We start from the raw sequence: 17,379 nt of genomic DNA on the forward strand, positions 1-17,379 counted from the left end.
AGGCGACGCGTCCGGAGACTCTCCTGCGGCGAAGCCGTTTTCCGGGACCGCCCGGCGGTGCGTGAGCCGGAGGTCGAGCTCAGGGGCGGTCTTGGCCGATGACCCAGGTGGCGACCTGGGTGCGGGAGGAGAAGCCGAGCTTGGCCAGGATGTTGGCCACGTGCCGGGCCGCGGTCGCGGGGCTGATCACCAGCTCGTCGGCGATGGCCTTGTTGCTCAGGCCCCTGGCGACCAGTTCGGCGATCTCCCATTCCCGGCAGGTGAGCGTGGTGAGCGGAGCGGCGACCGGATGCCTGCCGGCCGGGGACGCGTCGGGCCGCTCGTCGCACTGCAACGCGTAGCGGACCGCCTGTTCCTGAGTCATCTCCTGGCCGTGCGACCACAGCTGGGCGACCAGCGCGTCGCCGAGCCGTGCCCGGGCGGGCTGGAGCAGCTCCTCCATCCGCGCGCCGAAGCCGGACGGCAGAACGGCGCCGTTCATCGCGCTCCGGATCGCGGCGGAGGCCCCCGCCAGGCGCACCGCCCGGCGGTCGTCCTCCTCGGCCAGGGCGAGCTGTGCGAGTGCCTCGATCCGCCGGGCCACGCCGAGCCGCTGGCCCGTCCCCAGGCACAGCCGAAGGCTCTCGATCAGCCTGGCGCGCGCCGTGGCGAGGTCTCCCTGCGCCAGGGCGATCCGGCCCAGCCCCGACAGGCAGGTGATGGTCACCCAGTGGGCCGTGATGTCCTGGAGCAGGTCGAGGGCCTGCTCGTAGTAGGCGCGGGCCTCCACCAGGTCACCTCGGAGCCAGGCGACCTGGGCCAGGCCGATGAGGGCGACGGGGACCGCCCAGTGGTTGTCGAGCTCGTGCGCGATGGCCAGCGCGGCCTCGAAGGAGCGCTGCGACTCCTTGGCCCGCCCCTCCGACAGCGCGAACGTCCCTTCCATGGAACGGATCACCATCTCGTGCCATGGGTCGTCGACCTTGTGCACGGCGTCCAGCGCCTCGTCCAGGAAGGACCTGGCCCTGTCCGGCCGCCGCTGGTAGATGGCCACCCAGGCCAGGACGGCGAGCGCGCCGCCCAGCGGCCCGTGCAGGCCCGTCGCCCGGCACAGCTCGGCCGCGACCGTGCAGACGGTCTGCGCGGTGTCGGGGTCGCCCTGCCCGAAAGCCACCTGCCCGCGCAGCACGAGGGCGTCGGCCCGCACGCGCGGGGTCAGCCTCGCCGGTTCCACCGCGAGCAGGCGATCCAGCCACTGGTCGGCGGGGGTGAACCTGCCGCCGGCGATGGTCGGCCAGCGGAGCAGGACCAGCAGGCGCAGCGCGCTCTCCGGATCACCCGCCTCGGCCGACCAGCGCACCGCCGCCCACACGTTGGCCTGCAACTCGTCCAGCAGGACCAGCATCGGGCAGATCTCCACCCAGGTCGGGCGGGGGCGGCGGACGATCATCTGATGGATGCGGCCGGCGATCTCGATCATGTGATCCCGGTGCCGCCGCCTCAGCTCGGTCTCCTCTCCGGAGATGTCGAGCTGCTCGGCGGCGTATTCGCGGATCGTCTCCAGCATCCGGTAACGCGTCTCGCCCGCGATCTCCGCGTCGGCCAGCACCAGGGACTTGTCGACCAGGCCACAGAGCACGCGCAGGATGTCTTCGGCCCACAGGCCGTTGCCCGCGCAGACCTGCTCGGCCATGTCCAGCGTCCAGCCTCCGGTGAAGACCGCCAGCCTCCGCAGCAGGATCCGCTCGGGCTCCTTGAGCTGCTGGTAGCTCCAGTCGACGGTCGCCCGGAGCGTCTGGTGCCTGGCCGGGGCGGTCCGGTCGCCGGTGGACAGGAGCCGGAAACGGTCCCTGATCCGGGCGTGGATCTGCTCCACGGTCAGCACCCGGCACAGCGCGGCGGCCAGCTCGATGGCGAGCGGCATCCCGTCGAGCGCCTCGCACAGGCTGGCGATGTCGTTCGCGTTCTGCTCGGTGACGGCGAAGCCGCGCGAGGCGGCGGTGGCGCGGTCGACGAAGAGCCGTACGGCCTCGCTGACGGCCAGGTCGTGGACGCCACCCTGGGGCAGCGTGAGCGGCGGCACCCGCCACACGGTCTCCCCCGCCGCCCGCAACGGCTCCCGGCTGGTGGTGAGCACGCGCACCCCCGGGCAGGCGGTGATCAACGCCTGGCAGAACCGCGCGGACTCCTCGATGAGCGACTCGCAGTTGTCGATGATCAGTAGTAGCCGCCGGTCACCGAGCGCGTCGATCAGCGTTTCGGTCAGCGGGCGCGACGGCTCGGCCTTCACCCCGAGCAGGGCGGCCACCCGGGGCGCGATCAGGTCGCCCGGGACCGCCTCCGTCAGCTCCACCAGCCAGACGCCCCCGGGGAACTGGGCCGCCACCTGGGCCGCCACCCGGACCCCCAGCCTGCTCTTGCCGATGCCGCCCGCTCCGCACAGCGTCACCACCCGGGCGACACCCAACAGCTCGGTGAGCTCTTCCACGTCGGCTTCGCGGCCGATGAAGGCGTTGGGTTCGAGAGGGAGGTTGCCTCCGGTGAGGGAGATGCGCGCGGAGTCCTGTGTCATCGGCTCTTAACAAGGTCGCGGGTCAACCGTTACAGAGAGTGTGACACCGATTACCGTCTCATGCCCAGGCTTGGCCCTATTTCGGACGCTCAAATTGGTGGACCGTTTTCCACGCACCGTGGGCCGTTTTCCACGCACCGGCATCAGCCCGGCTCTCCCAGCGTCGCTTCCACGACGGCCTTGGCGATGGAAGCCGCCACCCGGCTGCCGGACCCGCCGTGCTCCACGAGAATCCCCACCGCTATCCGGGGAGAGGCGGCCGGGGCGAAGCCGGTGAAGATCGCGTGATCCTGACCGGAGGCGGTGTTCCCGGCGGTGCCGGTCTTCGCGGCGACCTCGACGCCCGGGATGGCGGCGGCCGCGCCGGTACCGCCGGGCCGGGTGACCGTGACCATCATCGCGGTGAGCCGGTTGGCCTCGTCCGCGCCGAGCGTGTGGCGATACGGCGACGGCTCGGTGTTGTCGACGACCGTGCCGTCGGGGAGCCGGATCTCCTTCACCAGGTAGGGACGCATCAGCAGGCCGTCGTTGGCGACCGCCGCCGAGATCATCGCGATCATGAGCGGGGTGACCCGATCCTCGAACTGCCCCAGCGCCGACATCGCGGTCTGCGCCCGGTCCATCTCCTGCGGATACACGCTTCTGGCCACGGGCATGGGCACGGCCAGGTCGTCGCCGAACCCGAACGCCTCGGCCTGCTCGCGCAGCGCGTCCTGGCCGAGGTCGAGGCCGAGCTTCGCGAACGGGGTGTCGCACGAGACCTTGAAGGCGTAGGCCAGCGGCGGATTGCCGTCACCGCAGGCCGTACCACCGGAATTACGCAGGTAGATGTCGGTGCCGGGAAGGCGGAGCGCGGCGGGTGCACTGACGTTGGTGGTCGGCCTGTACTTCTCCGAGCTGAGCGCGGCCGCGCTGGTGACGACTTTGAAGGTGGACCCGGGCGGGTAGTTCCGCTGGATCGCCCGGTTCAGCAGAGGGCGGCCGGGATCGCTCCGCAGCCGCTTGTCCTCCCTGCCGAGTTCGGCGCCGTCGAAACTCGTGTAGACGTTCGGGTCATAGGAGGGAAAGGACACCATGGCGAGGATCGCGCCGGTTCCCGGATCGATCGCGACGGCGGCCCCGGGCAGCCCGGTGGCGCGCAGCGCCTCATAGGCGGCCCGCTGCGCCTGCCCGTCGATCGTGAGCTCAAGCGTGGCCCCGCCCTCGATGCCGTCCACCAGCGAGCGCATCTTCACCCGGGGATCGTTCCCGGACAGTGCGGCGTCCTCGGCCTCTTCGATGCCGCTGGTGCCGTAGAGCGAGAGATAGCCAGTCACAGGCGCATAAAGAGGACCTTCGGGATAGAGCCTCTGATACTTATATTTGCCGCCTTCGTTCCTGACGCTGGTCGCGATGACCGTGTCGTCGCGCAGCAGGATGTCGCCCCTGGGCCTGTCGAACCGGGCGATCAGCAACCGCTGGTTGCGCGGATCCTCGGTGAACCGGTCGGCCTCGAAAGCCTGGAGGTAGGTCATGTTGCCGAGCAACACGAACAACATCGCCCCGCACATCAAGGAGACATGCCGGAGTGGAATGTTGATCCGGCGCGCGCGCGGTGCGGCCATGGGCCCCTCCCCCGATCCCGGATTACCGGTCTAACAGCCAGACCGAAAAGGGGGGGCCGCCCGGGGGCAAAGCCGTCGTACGGCTTCTAACCGACCATCGAGCAGTAGTAACCGATCTTGTTCCGGATCGCCGTCTGCTTCTCCCGCAGGTTGTCGATCTGAGCCTCCACCCGCCGGTCGTGGGCTTCGAGCAGGGCGATCCGGTCACAGATCGTGTGCTCGCCCGCCCGGACCAGCTCGGCGAAGCGGAGCATCTCCGCTATCGGCATGCCGGTGTCCCGCAGGCAGCGGAGCATGCCCAGCCATCCGATGTCGTCCTGAGTGAACCGGCGTTGCCCGGCCGCGTTGCGGCCGATCGGCTCCAGCAGCCCGATCCGCTCGTAGTAGCGCAGCGTGTCGATGCTGAAGCCGGTTTCCTCCACCACTTGTCCCGGCGTGTACACACTCACGCGTTGCAGCATCCCACCTGGAGCCCACTCCAGGTCAAGCCCGGACGAGACCGGTGGTCGCCCTGGGCTTTCCTGGCTGCCGCTGTACCGCCGGACTCTCGGAACGAACGAGTGCGGCGCGGTCCGTCACGTCATGGCCGCTTCTTCGCCTACTCCTCCGCCTGCTTCTCCGCCTGCTTCTCCGTCAGCAGGAGCACTCCACTGAGCAGGACGACCACCGCGGCACTCACGTGAATGGAGAGGGCCTGTGCCAGCGTGCCGCCGTGCGTGACCACGGCGTAGGCGTCGCCGAGCGGCAGCAGGGCGTCGATCAGGATGACGATGCCCAGCGTGCGTCGGTGGCCGCGCAGCAGGAGCGTGAGCACGGTGAGAGAGACCGCGAGGTCGCGGACGCCCTTGACGATGAAGTAACCGTCGGCGTTGCCCTCGGGCCAGGGGGCGATGCCGAAGCCGGGGGCGGCGTTCGGGCCGTTGAACAGGAAGTTCAGTCCGAAGAACATCGGGGCGAGGACGACGAGGACGGCCATGACGGTGCCGATGTGCCTTCTGAGCATGGGGGATCACTCCAGCGATATAGCAGTGCTAGGAACAAGAACGAAACTAGCACTGCTAGCGATTAAATGTCTAGCGTCGCTAGGATTCGTGTCATGGCTATCCAAGAGTGCAAGGAACGCGAAAAGGCCGAGCGGCACCGGCTGATCATCACCTCGGCCCGCGAGCCGGCAGAGACCGAGGGGTGGGACGCGGTCACCACCCGGCGGCTGGCGGAGGCGGGAGGCACGTGTCGGCCTGCTCCTCTCACTCCTTGCCGGCTGACACCGTGATGGACGCCGCCCGGCCCGGCGAGATCACCGGGCCCGAGGCGGCGGCGTCCTCAATCGCGGAATTCCGGGGCGCGGTTCTCCTTGCGCGCGCGGATCGACTCCTCGAAGTTCTTCGTGGTCAGACGGACGTACAACTGGGCATGGCCCTCGTGCTCCATGTGGGCCTGGAGACTGCCCGCGTCCAGACTCGACCAGAGCATCCGCTTGGTGATCTCCACGCCCACCCGGCTGAAGCCGATGATGCGCTCGGCCAGCTCGTAGCAGGTGTCCAGCAGCTCGTCTCCCGGCACGGTCCGGGAGACGAGACCGATCCTCTCGGCCTCGGCGGCGTCCACGTCCCGGCCGGAGAGCATGATCTCGAAAGCCCGGGACGAGCCGACCGCCCTCGGCAGCAGGTAGGACAGGCCCAGTTCGGAGGCGGTCAGGCCGTTGTTGATGCCGGCCGCCCGGAAATACGCCGTGTCGGCGGCGATCCGGATGTCGGTCGCCATCGACAGGCACAGCCCGCCGCCGATCGCCGGGCCGTTGACGGCGCCGATCACCGGGTGGTGCGTCCTGCGGAGCGCGAGGATCACCTCGTCAAGGAGCTCCATCGAGCGACGGGCGATGGACGGGACGCCCAGGCCGTCGATGTGCGGGATCGGGCCGGGGTTCTCCAGATCGGCGCCCGAGCAGAAGCCCTTCCCCGCCCCGGTGAGCACCACGACCCGGGTGTCGTTGTCATGACTGATCCGTTCCAAGGCCTCGCGAAGGGGGATCATCACGTCGAACGCCATCGCGTTCATTCGCTCGGGCCGGTTCAGCGTGATCCGCGTGACATGCGGCCTGGGCTTGTCGACCAGGATGAACGACATGGCGACCCCTTCCTCGCGCTAGAACACGTTCTAGCACGAGCAAGCGCTTGGTGTCATTCTTGGGGCATGTGGTCGGACAGGTAACGGCGGACCAGTCGCTTGCACTCGTCGATCAGATCGGGATCTCCGCCCGCCTGGGAGCGGAAGGCGAGCTTGAGCACGGCGTCGGCGGCCTCGACCGCGACGACCAGCGCCCGGTCCAGATTCGGCCCGATCGGAGCGCCGAGCAGGTCGATGGTGATCGTGCGGAGCCGGTCGGCCACGACGACGTTGTTCTCCAGCGCGGCGTCGAGCATCCGCTCGGTGCCCCGGAGCGCCGGACCCCCCGGCGAGGGCAGCACCTCACCGAAGTCGACGACGGCGAACCCCGGTCTGGACCGTTTCATCGCGACGAACTCGTCGATCGCCATGTCGACCATCTCGGTCCAGTCCGCCACCCGCACCCCCGACAGCCGGGTGGTGATCCGGTCGAGGAATGCCTCCAGGTTGCGCAGCGCCAGCGCGCGCACCAGTCCCTGCTTGTCGGGGAAGAACTGGTAGAAGGTGCCGATCGGCACCTCCGCGCGACGCGCGACCTCCTTCGTGGTCAGCGCCTCGTAACCCACCTCGTCGAGCAGCCGCGCGCACTCGTCCAGCATGCGCTCGACCCGTTCCAGGCTGCGCCGCTGGGCGGGGCGACGGCGCAGCGTTCCCCCGGAAACGTTCGTCATCGCTCCATCATCCCCTACAGAAGCAAAACAAGAGCTAACATGAGCCTTACTCATACTATTTGGAGGTCGCATTGTTTCTTTGGGGTACGGCTACCGCCTCTTACCAGATCGAAGGCGCGGTCACCGAAGACGGCCGGGGCGTCTCGATCTGGGACACCTTCGCCCACGAGCCCGGCCGTGTCCGCGACGGGCACACCGGCGACGTGACGTGCGACCATTACCACCGCTGGCCCGAGGACGTGGCGCTGATGGCCGACCTCGGGGTCAACTCCTACCGCTTCTCCATCGCCTGGCCGCGGATCCAGCCCGACGGCAAGGGCCGGATCAACCAGGCCGGCCTGGACTTCTACGACCGGCTGACGGACACGCTCGGCGAGAAGGGCATCGTCCCCGCGGCCACGCTGTTCCACTGGGACCTGCCGCAGGCCCTGGAGGACGAGGGCGGGTGGCTCAACCGTGACACCGCCTACCGCTTCGCCGAGTACGCCGGTGTCGTGGCCGACCGGCTCGCCGACCGCATCCCCATGTGGATCACCCTGAACGAGCCGTTCGTGCACATGGTCTTCGGCTACGCCCTGGGCACCCACGCCCCCGGCAGGACCCTGCTCATGGACGCGCTGCCGGTGGCCCACCACCAGCTGCTCGGGCACGGCCTGGCCGTACGGGAGCTCAGAAACCGGGGCGCGGAGAAGGTGCTGATCACCAACAACTGCACCCCTGTCTGGCCCTCGTCCTCCACCCCGGCCGACCTTGCCGCCGCCGACGCCTACGACATCCTGCACAACCGTCTCTTCAACGACCCAGTTCTGCTCGGGAAATATCCCGATCTTTCGGCTTATGGCGTGGCCCTCGACTGCGTCCAGGACGGCGACCTCGACTTGATCGGCACCCGCCTCGACGGCATCGGCATCAACTACTACAACCCCACCCGGATCGCCGCCCCTACCGAGGAAGGCCTCCCCTTCACCGACACCGGCATCACCGGCTACCCCACCACGTCCTTCGGCTGGCCCGTTGTGCCCGACGGCCTGCGCGAGCTCCTGACCGGCCTCAAGGCCCGGTACGGCGAGGCCCTTCCCCCCGTCTACGTCACCGAGAACGGCTGCTCCCAGCCCGACACCCCCGGCCCCGACGGAACGGTCGACGACCAGGCCCGGATCACCTATCTCGACGGCCACATCAAAGCCGTCGAGCAGGCCAGGGCCGAGGGCGTGGACGTGCGGGGCTACTACGTCTGGTCCCTGATGGACAACTTCGAATGGGCCGAGGGCTACCACCAGCGATTCGGCCTCGTCCACGTCGACTTCACCACCGCGAAGCGCACCCCCAAGGCCTCCTACCACTGGCTCAAGAAGCGGATCGCGGAGAACTCGGCCATCCAGTAGAGGCTCCGGCCGCCCGCGTTGAGGCCGAGACGGAAAATCGACCACGCTCCGCTGAGAGCGGGCTCTCGCCAGGAGGGCTTGTCCGGGGCGGGAACCGCGCCCGGCCCCGGACAGACCCGGATGGTCAGACGCCGAAGGCGTGAACGCAGGCCAGCCGATCACTACCGTGTCAGTCGTGAAGTCGCATCGACGCCTGCGGCGAGGACGTCGTCCGCTGCGGGGCACCCGGCCGTCGAAGGGGCGGCAGTACCCCTTGCCCGCGGTGTCGGCCGGGATGGATGTCCTTCTTGTCGGTTACTTCTCGGCCAAGCAGAAGGAGTACGCCGCGCTCATGGACGAGTTCGCCGACGCGGTGACGGCTCTCGGCGCTCGTGTGGTGGGACGCTTCGTGCAACGCCGAGGTGTCTCCGACGGAGGTGTGAGAGCGATGGACCGACCCTACTCATCCCGCACGCTGGTGAGCACGGGCAAAGTGCGTGAGATCGCGCTGGCTCGTGAGGACACCAACGCCGGCGCGGTCGTCTTCCTCAATCCGCTGACGGATCATCAGCGGGACGTGCTCGCGGAGAACCTCGGCTGCCCCGTGATCAGCTCTGTCGACCTGGGGGCGTGACCGCATCCGCTTCGAGCCGAGACTCTCCGAGCCATCCGGCGAACCGCTCAAGGTCGGGGTCACCCGCCGATCGGGGCGTATCGTAGCCCGGTGTCCCAACCACCGATCAGGCCGGATGTGGCCGGCATCATCGGCGAGATCACCCGGTCCGGCGACCGGCTCGCCGGCACCCTGGCCGCCCTGACCGACGCGGACATGCGCGCCCCCTCGTCGCTACCCGGCTGGACTCGCGGCCACGTCATCGCCCATCTGTCCCGTAGCGCCGACGCCTACCGGTGGCTACTGGCCGTGGCCCGCACCGGTGCCGAGCCCTCCCCGAGGACCGGCGCCGAGGCGTTCGCCCGTGCGGTGGAGGACGGCGCCGCCCTCCCCGCCGCCGAGCTCGTCACCGACGCGCGCACTTGTTTCGCGCGTCTGGCCGAGGACGCCGCGTCGATGCCCGCCGAAGCGTGGGACACCCTGGTCACGGCGCTGGCGGGCTGGCGGCACCCGGCCTGGTACACCCTCTGCCGCTGCTGGCGCGAGCTTGAGACCCACCACGTCGACCTGGGCACCGGCTATCGTACGGCCGACTGGCCTGTCGCATACGTGACGTGGGCCCTCGATGACACCCTCGCCGCGTTGACCGCGCGCGGCTTCCCCGTCGCCCATGTCGAAGCCGTCGACCTCGGCCGGTCCTGGACCGTGTCCCCGGCCGGTCCCGCGATCGGCGGCCCCGGCCACGCCCTTCTCGGCTGGCTCAGCGGCCGCGCGGCCGACGACCCGCTCATGTCCGACCGGCCGCTTCCCACCCCGCCCAACTGGCCGATGCCACCCGCCCCCGGCTGGGGCTGACCCTACGCCGGGACGGCCGCACCCACCGGTGAGAGACCGCGTCGACGCCCCGCATTCCGGCGGGCATTCCGGCGGCGGTCAGGGCGGTCGGTCCCGCGCGATCTCCCGCCGGACCGAAGCGTCCCGGACATACCCCGAAAATCATCCACGCAGGTCAGGAACCCGGTGGATCAGAAGACCGATACGTGAACGTGGTCATAGTGGTTGGCGGTGATGCCGCCGCGGTCGGACATCATTCTCCAGCCCGCGCCGGTTCGGATGTCGTAGTACCTCTGCTGCCAGATGATGTACATGATTCCGAGCTCGCGACCGTGGTCGATGGCCCACTGCGCCAGACGGTCGCCGCGCGCCTTGGCCTCGGGGGTCGGCATCCGGCCTCCGGTGCTCATCATGAAGTCGCAGGCCCGGCCGCTGCCGTGTTCTCCGGGGTCTCCCACCCTCAGGCAGCCCACGGCGTACGGCATCGGGAAGTTCTGCAGGATCGTGTTGCGGACGTTGACCATGCGGGCGGTGAGGCCGTCGCTGCTGGTAGGGGCCTGGTAGCTGTATTTGGCGAGGAGTTTCTCGATCCGGACCCGGTCCTGTTTGAGCTTGGCGATGTCCTTCTTGAGGTCTTCGATCTTGCCCTCGGCGGCCTTCTCCGCGTCTTCGGCTTTCTTGATCAGCTCTTGGATCCGGTTGAGCCGGGTGGCGCGCTGGCCGGTCAGGTAGGACATGAGGGCGGCCTGGTTGAGGGCGAGGGAGGCGTCGCCCTGAAAGCTCAGCAGGTTGGCGCCGTCCAGCGGGACGCCCATGTAGCTGGTCTGAGCGAAGCGCACGATGTCGGTCTTGGCGGTGGCGAGGTCTCTTCTCAGGCCCTTGGCGGTCTCGGCGGCCTTGCTGGCCTGGACCCGTGTGTCCTCCAGGCTCTGCACCTCGCCGCGGTAGGACTTGTTGAGGCTGCTCGCCTCACGGGTCAGCTTGCGGAGCTCGGCTTCGGGGTTGGGCTTGGCCATGCGCTGGGCTGCGGCTCCGGCCATGACCGGGGTCAGAAGCAGGGTGGCGAGCACGATGCCCAGCGCGGCCGAGTGAGCCGATCTCACGCTTCGCTCACCTCCAGAGCCCCCTCATGGACGGAGCGAAACTATAGAAGACGATCTTGGAGCCCGCTACCGGAACGGCCGAACCCGTGCACCATTGACGAACTATCTACCAGCTTGCAGGGCTCCAAACAAATGCTGCCGGGTGCGTCAGAACGACAACAACCCTCCCTGCTGTCACATCTGGGTGAAGAACAGCTCCAGCTGGATTCCGTCGGGGTCACGGAAGGAGAGCAGTGGCCCGAACGGGCTCTCCTCGACCGGTGAGTGTGTGACGCCGAGCTCGGCGAACCTCCGCGCCCATTCGTCGAGCGCCTCACGGCTGCCGACCCCGAAGGCGACGTGGTCGACGCCGGTCCTGCGGTGGTCGAAGCCGCCCTCCTCGCGGTCCAGATGCTGGGTGAAGCCGACGACGGCGAGGCTGTCATGGAAGCAGATGGTGCGCAGCCACCGCTCGCTGTCGAGGACGGCGATCTCCTTGAAGCCGAGGACCTCGGAGTACCAGCGGACGCTGGCGTCACGGTCGGCGACCGACAGCGCGATGTGCGAAAAACCCGTGAGCTCGGACATGACACTCCTTGCCATCATCGACAGAACATGATTCGGTTTCATCAGCGGGACTTTGTCGAGCTTTCCCACGGGTAACACTATCCAAGCAAGCATTCGCTCAAGAACCCGGCTCCGGCTCCCCCCCACCAGGAGGCACTCATCATGCGCAGGCACGACACGCTGTTCATCGGGGGCGACTGGGTGGCCCCCGCGGGCACCGAGACCATCGACGTCATCTCACCCCACACCGAGGAGGTCGTCGGCCGCGTTCCCGACGGCACCCCGGCCGACATGGACCGCGCGGTGGCCGCCGCCCGCCAGGCGTTCGACCACGGCCCCTGGCCCCGGATGACGATGGCCGAACGCGCCGCCGTCGTCGGCAGGCTCGCCGAGATCTACGCGGCCCGCCAGTCCGAGATGGCGGAGGTCATCACTCTGGAGATGGGCTGCCCGATCACCTTCTCGCACATGGCACAGGCTCCCCAGCCGCTCGGCATGCTGCGGTACTACGCCCAGCTCGGCCAGACGTTCCCCGTGGAGGAGGAGCGCCCGGGCACCTTCGGCCCGGTGACCGTCCGCCGTGAGCCGGTCGGCGTGGTCGCCGCCGTCGTTCCCTGGAACGTCCCGCAGTTCGTCATCATGATCAAGCTGGCTCCCGCCCTCGTCGCGGGCTGCACGGTCGTGGTGAAACCCGCACCCGAGACCCCGCTCGACGCCTACCTCCTGGCCGAGATGGTCAAGGAGGCGGGCATCCCCGACGGGGTCGTCAACATCGTCGCCGCGGGACGCGAGGCGGGCGAGCACCTGGTCTCCCATCCCGGCGTGGACAAGGTCGCCTTCACCGGCTCCACCGCGGCGGGCCGCCGCATCGCCGGAATCTGCGGCGAGCAGCTCAAGCGGTGCACCCTGGAGCTCGGCGGCAAGTCGGCCGCGATCATTCTGGACGACTGCGACCTGTCCTCCGCCATGGGCTTCCTGTCGATCGCCTCGCTGATGAACAACGGCCAGGCCTGCGTCGCCCAGACCCGCATCCTGGCCTCCCGCGGCCGCTACGACGAGGTCGTGGACGCGGTCGCGTCGATGGTCCAGGGCATGCGGGTCGGCGACCCGGCCGACCCGGCGACCGGAATCGGCCCGCTGGTCGCCCGGCGCCAGCAGGAGCGGGTCGAGGACTACATCAGGATCGGCATCGACGAGGGCGCCAAGCCGGTCGTCGGCGGCCTGGACCGTCCCCACGACCGGGGCTGGTACGTCGCCCCGACCGTCTTCGCCGGAGCCACCAACGAGATGCGCATCGCCCGCGAGGAGATCTTCGGCCCGGTGCTGACCGTGATCCCCTACGAGGACGAGGCCGACGCGGTCCGGATCGCCAACGACAGCGATTACGGCCTGGCCGGAACGGTGTGGACCGCCGACGTCGAGCACGGCATGGACATCGCCCGCCAGGTGCGCACCGGCTCCTACGGCGTCAACATGTTCATGATCGAGACCAGCTCCCCGTTCGGCGGCTTCAAGAGCAGCGGCGTCGGCCGCGAACTCGGCCCCGAGGGCCTGTCGGCCTACCTGGAGTACAAGTCCATCGCCCGCATGGGCTGAGGATCCCCGAGACGTGCTTGTACGGCTCACGCGGAGCCGTACAAGCACGCGCGGATGGATGGCCCAGCACGCCCCCGCGACGCTGGGCCACCGTCTGACTACGTGAAGTATGTCCCACGATTCCAGCTAAGCCAGGATTCGTGTCCCGCGGACTTCTCCCGACGGAGTTGATCCATCCGCTGTAGGTAGACGACGTTTATCCACGATTGGTTCGCGAAATCACCTCAAGAGTTTGGCGGGCGATCTCAAGCTCCTCGTCCGTGGGGATCACGGCGACCTTCACGGCCGCGTCGTCGGTGGAGATCAGCCGTTCCCCGCGCGCGTTGCGCCCGGGATCCACGGCGATGCCGAGTGCTTCCAGCCCGGCCAGCGCGGTCAGCCTGACCAGCGGCGAGTTCTCCCCCACGCCCCCGGTGAACGCGATCACGTCCACCGTGCCGAGCACGGCGTAGTAGGCGCCGACGTATTTCCGCAGCCGGTGGCAGTAGACCGAGAAGGCCAGCTCGGCGTCCGGGTCGCCGTCGGCCAGCCGCTCCTGTACGGCACGCATGTCGTTGTCCCCGCAGAGGCCGAGCATGCCTCCGCGGCGGTTGAGCAACGTGTCGATCTCGTCGAGGGACATGCCCCCGGTCCGGGCCAGATAGAGCACCACCGCCGGGTCGAGGTCGCCGCTGCGCGTGCCCATGACGAGGCCCTCCAGCGGGGTCATGCCCATCGAGGTGTCCAGGCACCGCCCGGCCGACACCGCCGAGGCGCTGGCCCCGTTGCCGAGGTGCAGCACGATCACGTTGCCCGCAGGCCTGCCCACGGCGAGAGCGGCCTCGCGGGAGACGTAGGCGTGCGACGTGCCGTGGAAGCCGTAGCGGCGGATCCTCAGCCGCCCGGCCACCTCACGGTCGATCGCGTAGGTCGCTGCGGCCGGGGAGATCGTGGAGTGGAAGGCGGTGTCGAAGACCGCCACCTGCGGAAGGTCGGGGCGCAGCCGCCTGGCGACCTCGATGCCCGCCAGGTTGGCCGGGTTGTGCAGGGGCGCGAGCGGGATGAGCTCCTGCACCTTCCTGACCACCTCCTCGGTGATCAGCGTGGGCTCGGTGAAGGTCGTGCCGCCGTGCACCACCCGATGCCCGATCGCGACCAGCTCCGGGGAGTCGAGGCCGAGGCCCTTCTCGGCGAGCTCGGTCGCGACGATCTTCAGGGCCGTCTCGTGGTCGGCCGCCGGGGACCCGGGTTCGCCGATCCTCTCGATCGTCCCGGACGCCAGCCGTTCATTGCCTGACATGAGGCGATATTTCACGGAAGAAGATCCGCTATTGAGCACCAGTACGCGGCTCAACGTGCCTCCTCTGCCTGCCCTCTCATCGGGCGGCCTCCTGTGCCTGGATCGCGGTGATGGCCACGGTGCTGACGATGTCGGTGACCAGGGCGCCCCGCGACAGGTCGTTGACCGGCCTGCGGAGTCCCTGCAGCACGGGCCCGACCGCGACGGCTCCGGCGGAGCGCTGCACGGCCTTGTAGGTGTTGTTGCCGGTGTTCAGGTCCGGGAAGATCAGCACGGTCGCCCGGCCCGCCACCTGGGATTCGGGCAACTTGGTGGCCGCGACCCTGGCGTCCACCGCCGCGTCGTACTGGATCGGCCCCTCGACCAGCAGGTCCGGCGCCCGCTCCATGACCAGGGCGGTGGCTTCGCGAACCTTGTCCACGTCGACGCCGGTGCCGGAGTGGCCGGTGGAGTACGACAGCATCGCGACCCTCGGTTCGACGCCGAACCGCTCCGCCGTACGCGCCGAGGAGATGGCGATGTCGGCGAGCTGCTCGGCGTCCGGATCCGGGTTGATCGCGCAGTCACCGTAGACGAGCACCCGGTCGGCCAGGCACATGAAGAACACCGAGGAGACGATCGAGGTGCCCGGGACCGTCTTGATGATCTGGAAGGCGGGCAGGATCGTGGCGGCGGTGGTGTGCGCGGCGCCGGAGACCATGCCGTGCACGACGCCCCGGTGCAGCATCATCGTGCCGAAGAAGTTGGCGTCGGTGACCACGTCCCTGGCCCGTTCGAGGGTCATGCCCTTGTGCGCCCGGAGCGCGGCGTAGTCCTTGGCGAAGGAGTCACGCAGCGGGGAGGTCAGCGGGTCGACGACCGTCACGCCGGACAGGTCGAGGCCGAGGTCGCCGATCCGCCTGCGGACCACCTCCTCCCGCCCCAGCAGGGTGAGGTCCACGATCCCTCGCCGCAGGAGGATATCGGCGGCCCGGAGGATCCGGTCCTCCTCCCCCTCGGGCAGCACGATGTGCTGCCGGTCGGCCCGCGCCCGCTCCAGCAGGCTGTGCTCGAACATCATCGGGGTGACCCGTTCGGAACGGGCCAGCTCGATCCGGTCGGCCAGGTCGGCGATGTTCACGTGGGTCTCGAAGTGGCCGAGGGCCGTCTCGATCTTGCGCGGGTTGTCGGCGGTGAGCCGCCCCTCAAGACCCGCCAGGGTGGTGGCCACGGTGAAGCTGTCCGCGGCGGCCGACAGCACCGGCATTCCGGGCGCCAGGCGGGCGGTGAGGGTCTTGACGGCCTCCGTGGGCTCCTCCCCCAGCGTCAGCACCACGCCGGACGGCCTGGCCGTACGTGCCGCGTCGACCGCCGTCGAGACGAGCAGCAGGTCCGCCCGGTCTCCGGGCGTGATCACCAGCGCCCCGTCGACCAGATGCTCCAGGAACACCGGAAGCGTCGCCCCGCCGAACACGAACCCGAGCACGTCCCTGCGCAGCCCGTCGTCGTCGCCCTGGATCTGCTTGGCCTCCACCGCCTGCATCACCTGGCCCACGGTCGGCGCCGCCAGCGAGGGGTGCTCGGGAATGACATAGCTGAGCACCGGCAGGCCCGGATCGACGACCATCCCCTCCGGCACCCGGTTGGCGATGACCGCCAGCACCGTGCTGCCCAGGTCCGAGAAGACCTGGTAGGCGGTGCGCATCTCCATCGCGATCTCGGCGGGCTGGTCACCGTGCGCGCCCACCACCACGATCACCGGGGCGCCGAACTCGGCGGCGAGGCGGGCGTTGAAAGCCAGCTCGCGCGGGAGGTCGGCGGTCTCGAAGGAACTGCCCAGCACCAGCAACCCGTCGCATTCCCGCTCCAGCGTGTGGAACCGGGCGACCAGCCGGGCGATGAGTTCCTCGGTGCCCTGCCGGGCGTAGATCTCCGCAGCGTCTTCGGCCGTGACCCCGATCGCCGAGGCCGCGAGGTGATACCGGGTGTTGAGCAGTTCGAGCGCGCGGTCGTCCCCGCCGCCGGTGATCGGGCGGAACACCCCGGCCCGGCCCACCCTGCGGGTGAGCAGCTCCATCACGCCGAGCTCGACGATCTGCCTGCCGTCGCCACGCCCGAGGCCGGCCACGTAGATGCTCCGCATGTGCATCGCCCCCATCTCAACACATCGTTCGCCAACAGGAATGCCACCTTCAGGGGATCAGGAATTGGCGCTGACCCATTCTCCGATCCGGCGGATCAGCTGCGGTGTGGCCGCCGACTCCGCATGCCCGTATCCGGGCTCGATCCACAGCTCCTTGGGCTCCAGAGCGGCATCGTAGATCTGATGCGCGTGATCGAGCGGGAAGAAACCATCCGAGTCGCCATGCACGACCAGCAGCGGAGTCGGTGAGATCTTCGCGGCCGCCTCGTAGGGCGCCAGCGGCACCGGGTCCCACACGCCCTTCCTGATCCGCGTTCTCTTTCCCATCCGCGCCGCCCATCGCCCCAGCGGCTGCTCGATCGCCCAGTGCACCTGCCGCATCGGCCGGGTTCCCCGGTAGTACCACCGCGCGGGCGCGCTGACCGCGACCACGGCGTCCACCCCGTCACGCCCGTCACCCGGCCCACGAGCCGCCTCACGACCGCCGGGCTCACCCGGATCCCCGCTCACCGGCCCCCTGCCCACCCCGGCCCGGCTCACCGCGCCGCGCAGTCCCGCGTGCCGTACGGCCACCGCCCCGCCCATCGAGAACCCGACGACGGCGACCCTGGCGTAGCCGATCGCCCGCGCGTGCCGTACCGCCGCGTCCAGATCGAGGACCTCCAGGTCGCCGACCGTCGACTCGCCCCCCGACCGGCCGTGCCCCCGGAAGTCGAAAGAGATCACCCCGCCGAACCCGCTGAGCACGTGGGTGATCCGCCGCGTGGGACGCTCCCTGAGCGATCCGGTGAACCCGTGCGCCAGCACGATCCCCAGATCGTCCGGCCCGCGCGGCGGTGTGTGCGCGGCGTCGATCCGCACGTTGTCCTCGGTCCTGAGCATCACGGCGAACGATGGCGCTAAAGGCATGTTCCGAGCTTAGGACGGCCT

At 69.3% G+C, this 17,379-nt stretch carries 16 protein-coding genes; 5 read left to right on the forward strand and 11 right to left on the reverse strand.

Translation table 11 applies throughout. The features are described 5' to 3' along the window. Positions 1 to 79: 79 nt before the first annotated feature. From ACFY2X_RS22125 to ACFY2X_RS22140, 4 genes are all read right to left on the reverse strand, one after another. A complete protein-coding gene (locus ACFY2X_RS22125) occupies positions 80 to 2,551 on the reverse strand; it encodes an ATP-binding protein (RefSeq protein WP_389940513.1) in 2,472 nt (823 codons plus the stop codon). 143 nt (positions 2,552 to 2,694) lie between these two features. After that, the gene (locus ACFY2X_RS22130; RefSeq protein WP_389940515.1) at positions 2,695 to 4,155 is read right to left on the reverse strand and encodes a peptidoglycan D,D-transpeptidase FtsI family protein; all 1,461 of its coding nucleotides are present in this window, start codon (positions 4,153 to 4,155) and stop codon (positions 2,695 to 2,697) included. Between the two features lie 86 nt (positions 4,156 to 4,241). After that, positions 4,242 to 4,604, reverse strand: coding sequence for a MerR family transcriptional regulator (locus ACFY2X_RS22135; protein ID WP_389940517.1), 363 nt, complete (start codon positions 4,602 to 4,604; stop codon positions 4,242 to 4,244). A gap of 149 nt (positions 4,605 to 4,753) precedes the next feature. Next, the gene (locus ACFY2X_RS22140) at positions 4,754 to 5,158 is read right to left on the reverse strand and encodes a DUF4267 domain-containing protein (protein ID WP_389940519.1); all 405 of its coding nucleotides are present in this window, start codon (positions 5,156 to 5,158) and stop codon (positions 4,754 to 4,756) included. A gap of 93 nt (positions 5,159 to 5,251) precedes the next feature. Between ACFY2X_RS22140 and ACFY2X_RS22145 the strand changes: the two genes are divergently transcribed. Continuing rightward, positions 5,252 to 5,428 carry a hypothetical protein gene (locus ACFY2X_RS22145; RefSeq protein ID WP_389940521.1) on the forward strand — a complete coding sequence of 59 codons (177 nt, stop codon included), beginning with the start codon at positions 5,252 to 5,254 and terminating at the stop codon, positions 5,426 to 5,428. A gap of 50 nt (positions 5,429 to 5,478) precedes the next feature. On the opposite strand, the gene ACFY2X_RS22150 is transcribed toward ACFY2X_RS22145, so the two are convergent. Together ACFY2X_RS22150 and ACFY2X_RS22155 are read right to left on the reverse strand one after the other, a co-directional pair. Continuing rightward, entirely contained in the window at positions 5,479 to 6,282 is an 804-nt protein-coding gene (locus tag ACFY2X_RS22150; RefSeq protein WP_389940523.1) for an enoyl-CoA hydratase, read from the reverse strand. Between the two features lie 53 nt (positions 6,283 to 6,335). Continuing rightward, positions 6,336 to 6,992, reverse strand: a complete 657-nt coding sequence (locus tag ACFY2X_RS22155; protein WP_389940525.1) for a TetR/AcrR family transcriptional regulator — start codon at positions 6,990 to 6,992, stop codon at positions 6,336 to 6,338. A gap of 71 nt (positions 6,993 to 7,063) precedes the next feature. Between ACFY2X_RS22155 and ACFY2X_RS22160 the strand changes: the two genes are divergently transcribed. The 3 genes from ACFY2X_RS22160 to ACFY2X_RS22170 all read left to right on the forward strand — a co-directional run bounded on the left by ACFY2X_RS22160 (position 7,064) and on the right by ACFY2X_RS22170 (position 9,824). Beyond that, on the forward strand, positions 7,064 to 8,377 hold the full coding sequence (locus ACFY2X_RS22160; protein ID WP_389940747.1) for a GH1 family beta-glucosidase: 1,314 nt from the start codon (positions 7,064 to 7,066) through the stop codon (positions 8,375 to 8,377). Between the two features lie 175 nt (positions 8,378 to 8,552). Continuing rightward, positions 8,553 to 8,990: a hypothetical protein gene (locus tag ACFY2X_RS22165; RefSeq protein ID WP_389940527.1), complete on the forward strand. Its 438-nt coding sequence runs from the start codon at positions 8,553 to 8,555 to the stop codon at positions 8,988 to 8,990. A gap of 90 nt (positions 8,991 to 9,080) precedes the next feature. Continuing rightward, entirely contained in the window at positions 9,081 to 9,824 is a 744-nt protein-coding gene (locus ACFY2X_RS22170) for a maleylpyruvate isomerase family mycothiol-dependent enzyme (protein WP_389940529.1), read from the forward strand. A gap of 170 nt (positions 9,825 to 9,994) precedes the next feature. On the opposite strand, the gene ACFY2X_RS22175 is transcribed toward ACFY2X_RS22170, so the two are convergent. Both ACFY2X_RS22175 and ACFY2X_RS22180 read right to left on the reverse strand, forming a co-directional pair. Further along, entirely contained in the window at positions 9,995 to 10,906 is a 912-nt protein-coding gene (locus ACFY2X_RS22175; RefSeq protein WP_389940531.1) for a coiled-coil domain-containing protein, read from the reverse strand. A gap of 174 nt (positions 10,907 to 11,080) precedes the next feature. Beyond that, the gene (locus ACFY2X_RS22180) at positions 11,081 to 11,473 is read right to left on the reverse strand and encodes a VOC family protein (RefSeq protein WP_389940533.1); all 393 of its coding nucleotides are present in this window, start codon (positions 11,471 to 11,473) and stop codon (positions 11,081 to 11,083) included. A 141-nt stretch (positions 11,474 to 11,614) separates the two neighbouring features. Here ACFY2X_RS22180 and ACFY2X_RS22185 point away from each other — a divergent pair, with 141 nt between their 5' ends. Beyond that, positions 11,615 to 13,048: an aldehyde dehydrogenase gene (locus tag ACFY2X_RS22185; RefSeq protein WP_389940535.1), complete on the forward strand. Its 1,434-nt coding sequence runs from the start codon at positions 11,615 to 11,617 to the stop codon at positions 13,046 to 13,048. 196 nt (positions 13,049 to 13,244) lie between these two features. Here ACFY2X_RS22185 and ACFY2X_RS22190 read toward each other — a convergent pair whose 3' ends face one another. The 3 genes from ACFY2X_RS22190 to ACFY2X_RS22200 are packed head-to-tail and all read right to left on the reverse strand — an operon-like array spanning position 13,245 to position 17,358. Continuing rightward, positions 13,245 to 14,366: an acetate/propionate family kinase gene (locus tag ACFY2X_RS22190; protein ID WP_389940749.1), complete on the reverse strand. Its 1,122-nt coding sequence runs from the start codon at positions 14,364 to 14,366 to the stop codon at positions 13,245 to 13,247. 37 nt (positions 14,367 to 14,403) lie between these two features. Continuing rightward, on the reverse strand, positions 14,404 to 16,449 hold the full coding sequence (gene pta / locus ACFY2X_RS22195) for a phosphate acetyltransferase (protein ID WP_389940537.1): 2,046 nt from the start codon (positions 16,447 to 16,449) through the stop codon (positions 14,404 to 14,406). A 57-nt stretch (positions 16,450 to 16,506) separates the two neighbouring features. Beyond that, entirely contained in the window at positions 16,507 to 17,358 is an 852-nt protein-coding gene (locus ACFY2X_RS22200) for an alpha/beta hydrolase (RefSeq protein ID WP_389940539.1), read from the reverse strand. Between the last annotated feature and the right edge of the window lie 21 nt (positions 17,359 to 17,379).

This window comes from Streptosporangium sp. NPDC000396 (assembly GCF_042898655.1).
In the GTDB taxonomy this organism is placed as follows: Bacteria; Actinomycetota; Actinomycetes; order Streptosporangiales; family Streptosporangiaceae; genus Streptosporangium.

What these genes read in the sequence shown, in the direction of transcription:
- ACFY2X_RS22200 (WP_389940539.1), bottom strand. Translation starts at nt 17,358, where the DNA reads ATGCCTTTAGCGCCATCGTTCGCCGTGATGCTCAGGACCGAGGACAAC.
- ACFY2X_RS22150 (WP_389940523.1), bottom strand. Translation starts at nt 6,282, where the DNA reads ATGTCGTTCATCCTGGTCGACAAGCCCAGGCCGCATGTCACGCGGATC.
- ACFY2X_RS22140 (WP_389940519.1), bottom strand. Translation starts at nt 5,158, where the DNA reads ATGCTCAGAAGGCACATCGGCACCGTCATGGCCGTCCTCGTCGTCCTC.
- pta (WP_389940537.1), bottom strand. Translation starts at nt 16,449, where the DNA reads ATGCGGAGCATCTACGTGGCCGGCCTCGGGCGTGGCGACGGCAGGCAG.
- ACFY2X_RS22180 (WP_389940533.1), bottom strand. Translation starts at nt 11,473, where the DNA reads ATGTCCGAGCTCACGGGTTTTTCGCACATCGCGCTGTCGGTCGCCGAC.
- ACFY2X_RS22125 (WP_389940513.1), bottom strand. Translation starts at nt 2,551, where the DNA reads ATGACACAGGACTCCGCGCGCATCTCCCTCACCGGAGGCAACCTCCCT.
- ACFY2X_RS22145 (WP_389940521.1), top strand. Translation starts at nt 5,252, where the DNA reads ATGGCTATCCAAGAGTGCAAGGAACGCGAAAAGGCCGAGCGGCACCGG.
- ACFY2X_RS22130 (WP_389940515.1), bottom strand. Translation starts at nt 4,155, where the DNA reads ATGGCCGCACCGCGCGCGCGCCGGATCAACATTCCACTCCGGCATGTC.
- ACFY2X_RS22185 (WP_389940535.1), top strand. Translation starts at nt 11,615, where the DNA reads ATGCGCAGGCACGACACGCTGTTCATCGGGGGCGACTGGGTGGCCCCC.
- ACFY2X_RS22155 (WP_389940525.1), bottom strand. Translation starts at nt 6,992, where the DNA reads ATGACGAACGTTTCCGGGGGAACGCTGCGCCGTCGCCCCGCCCAGCGG.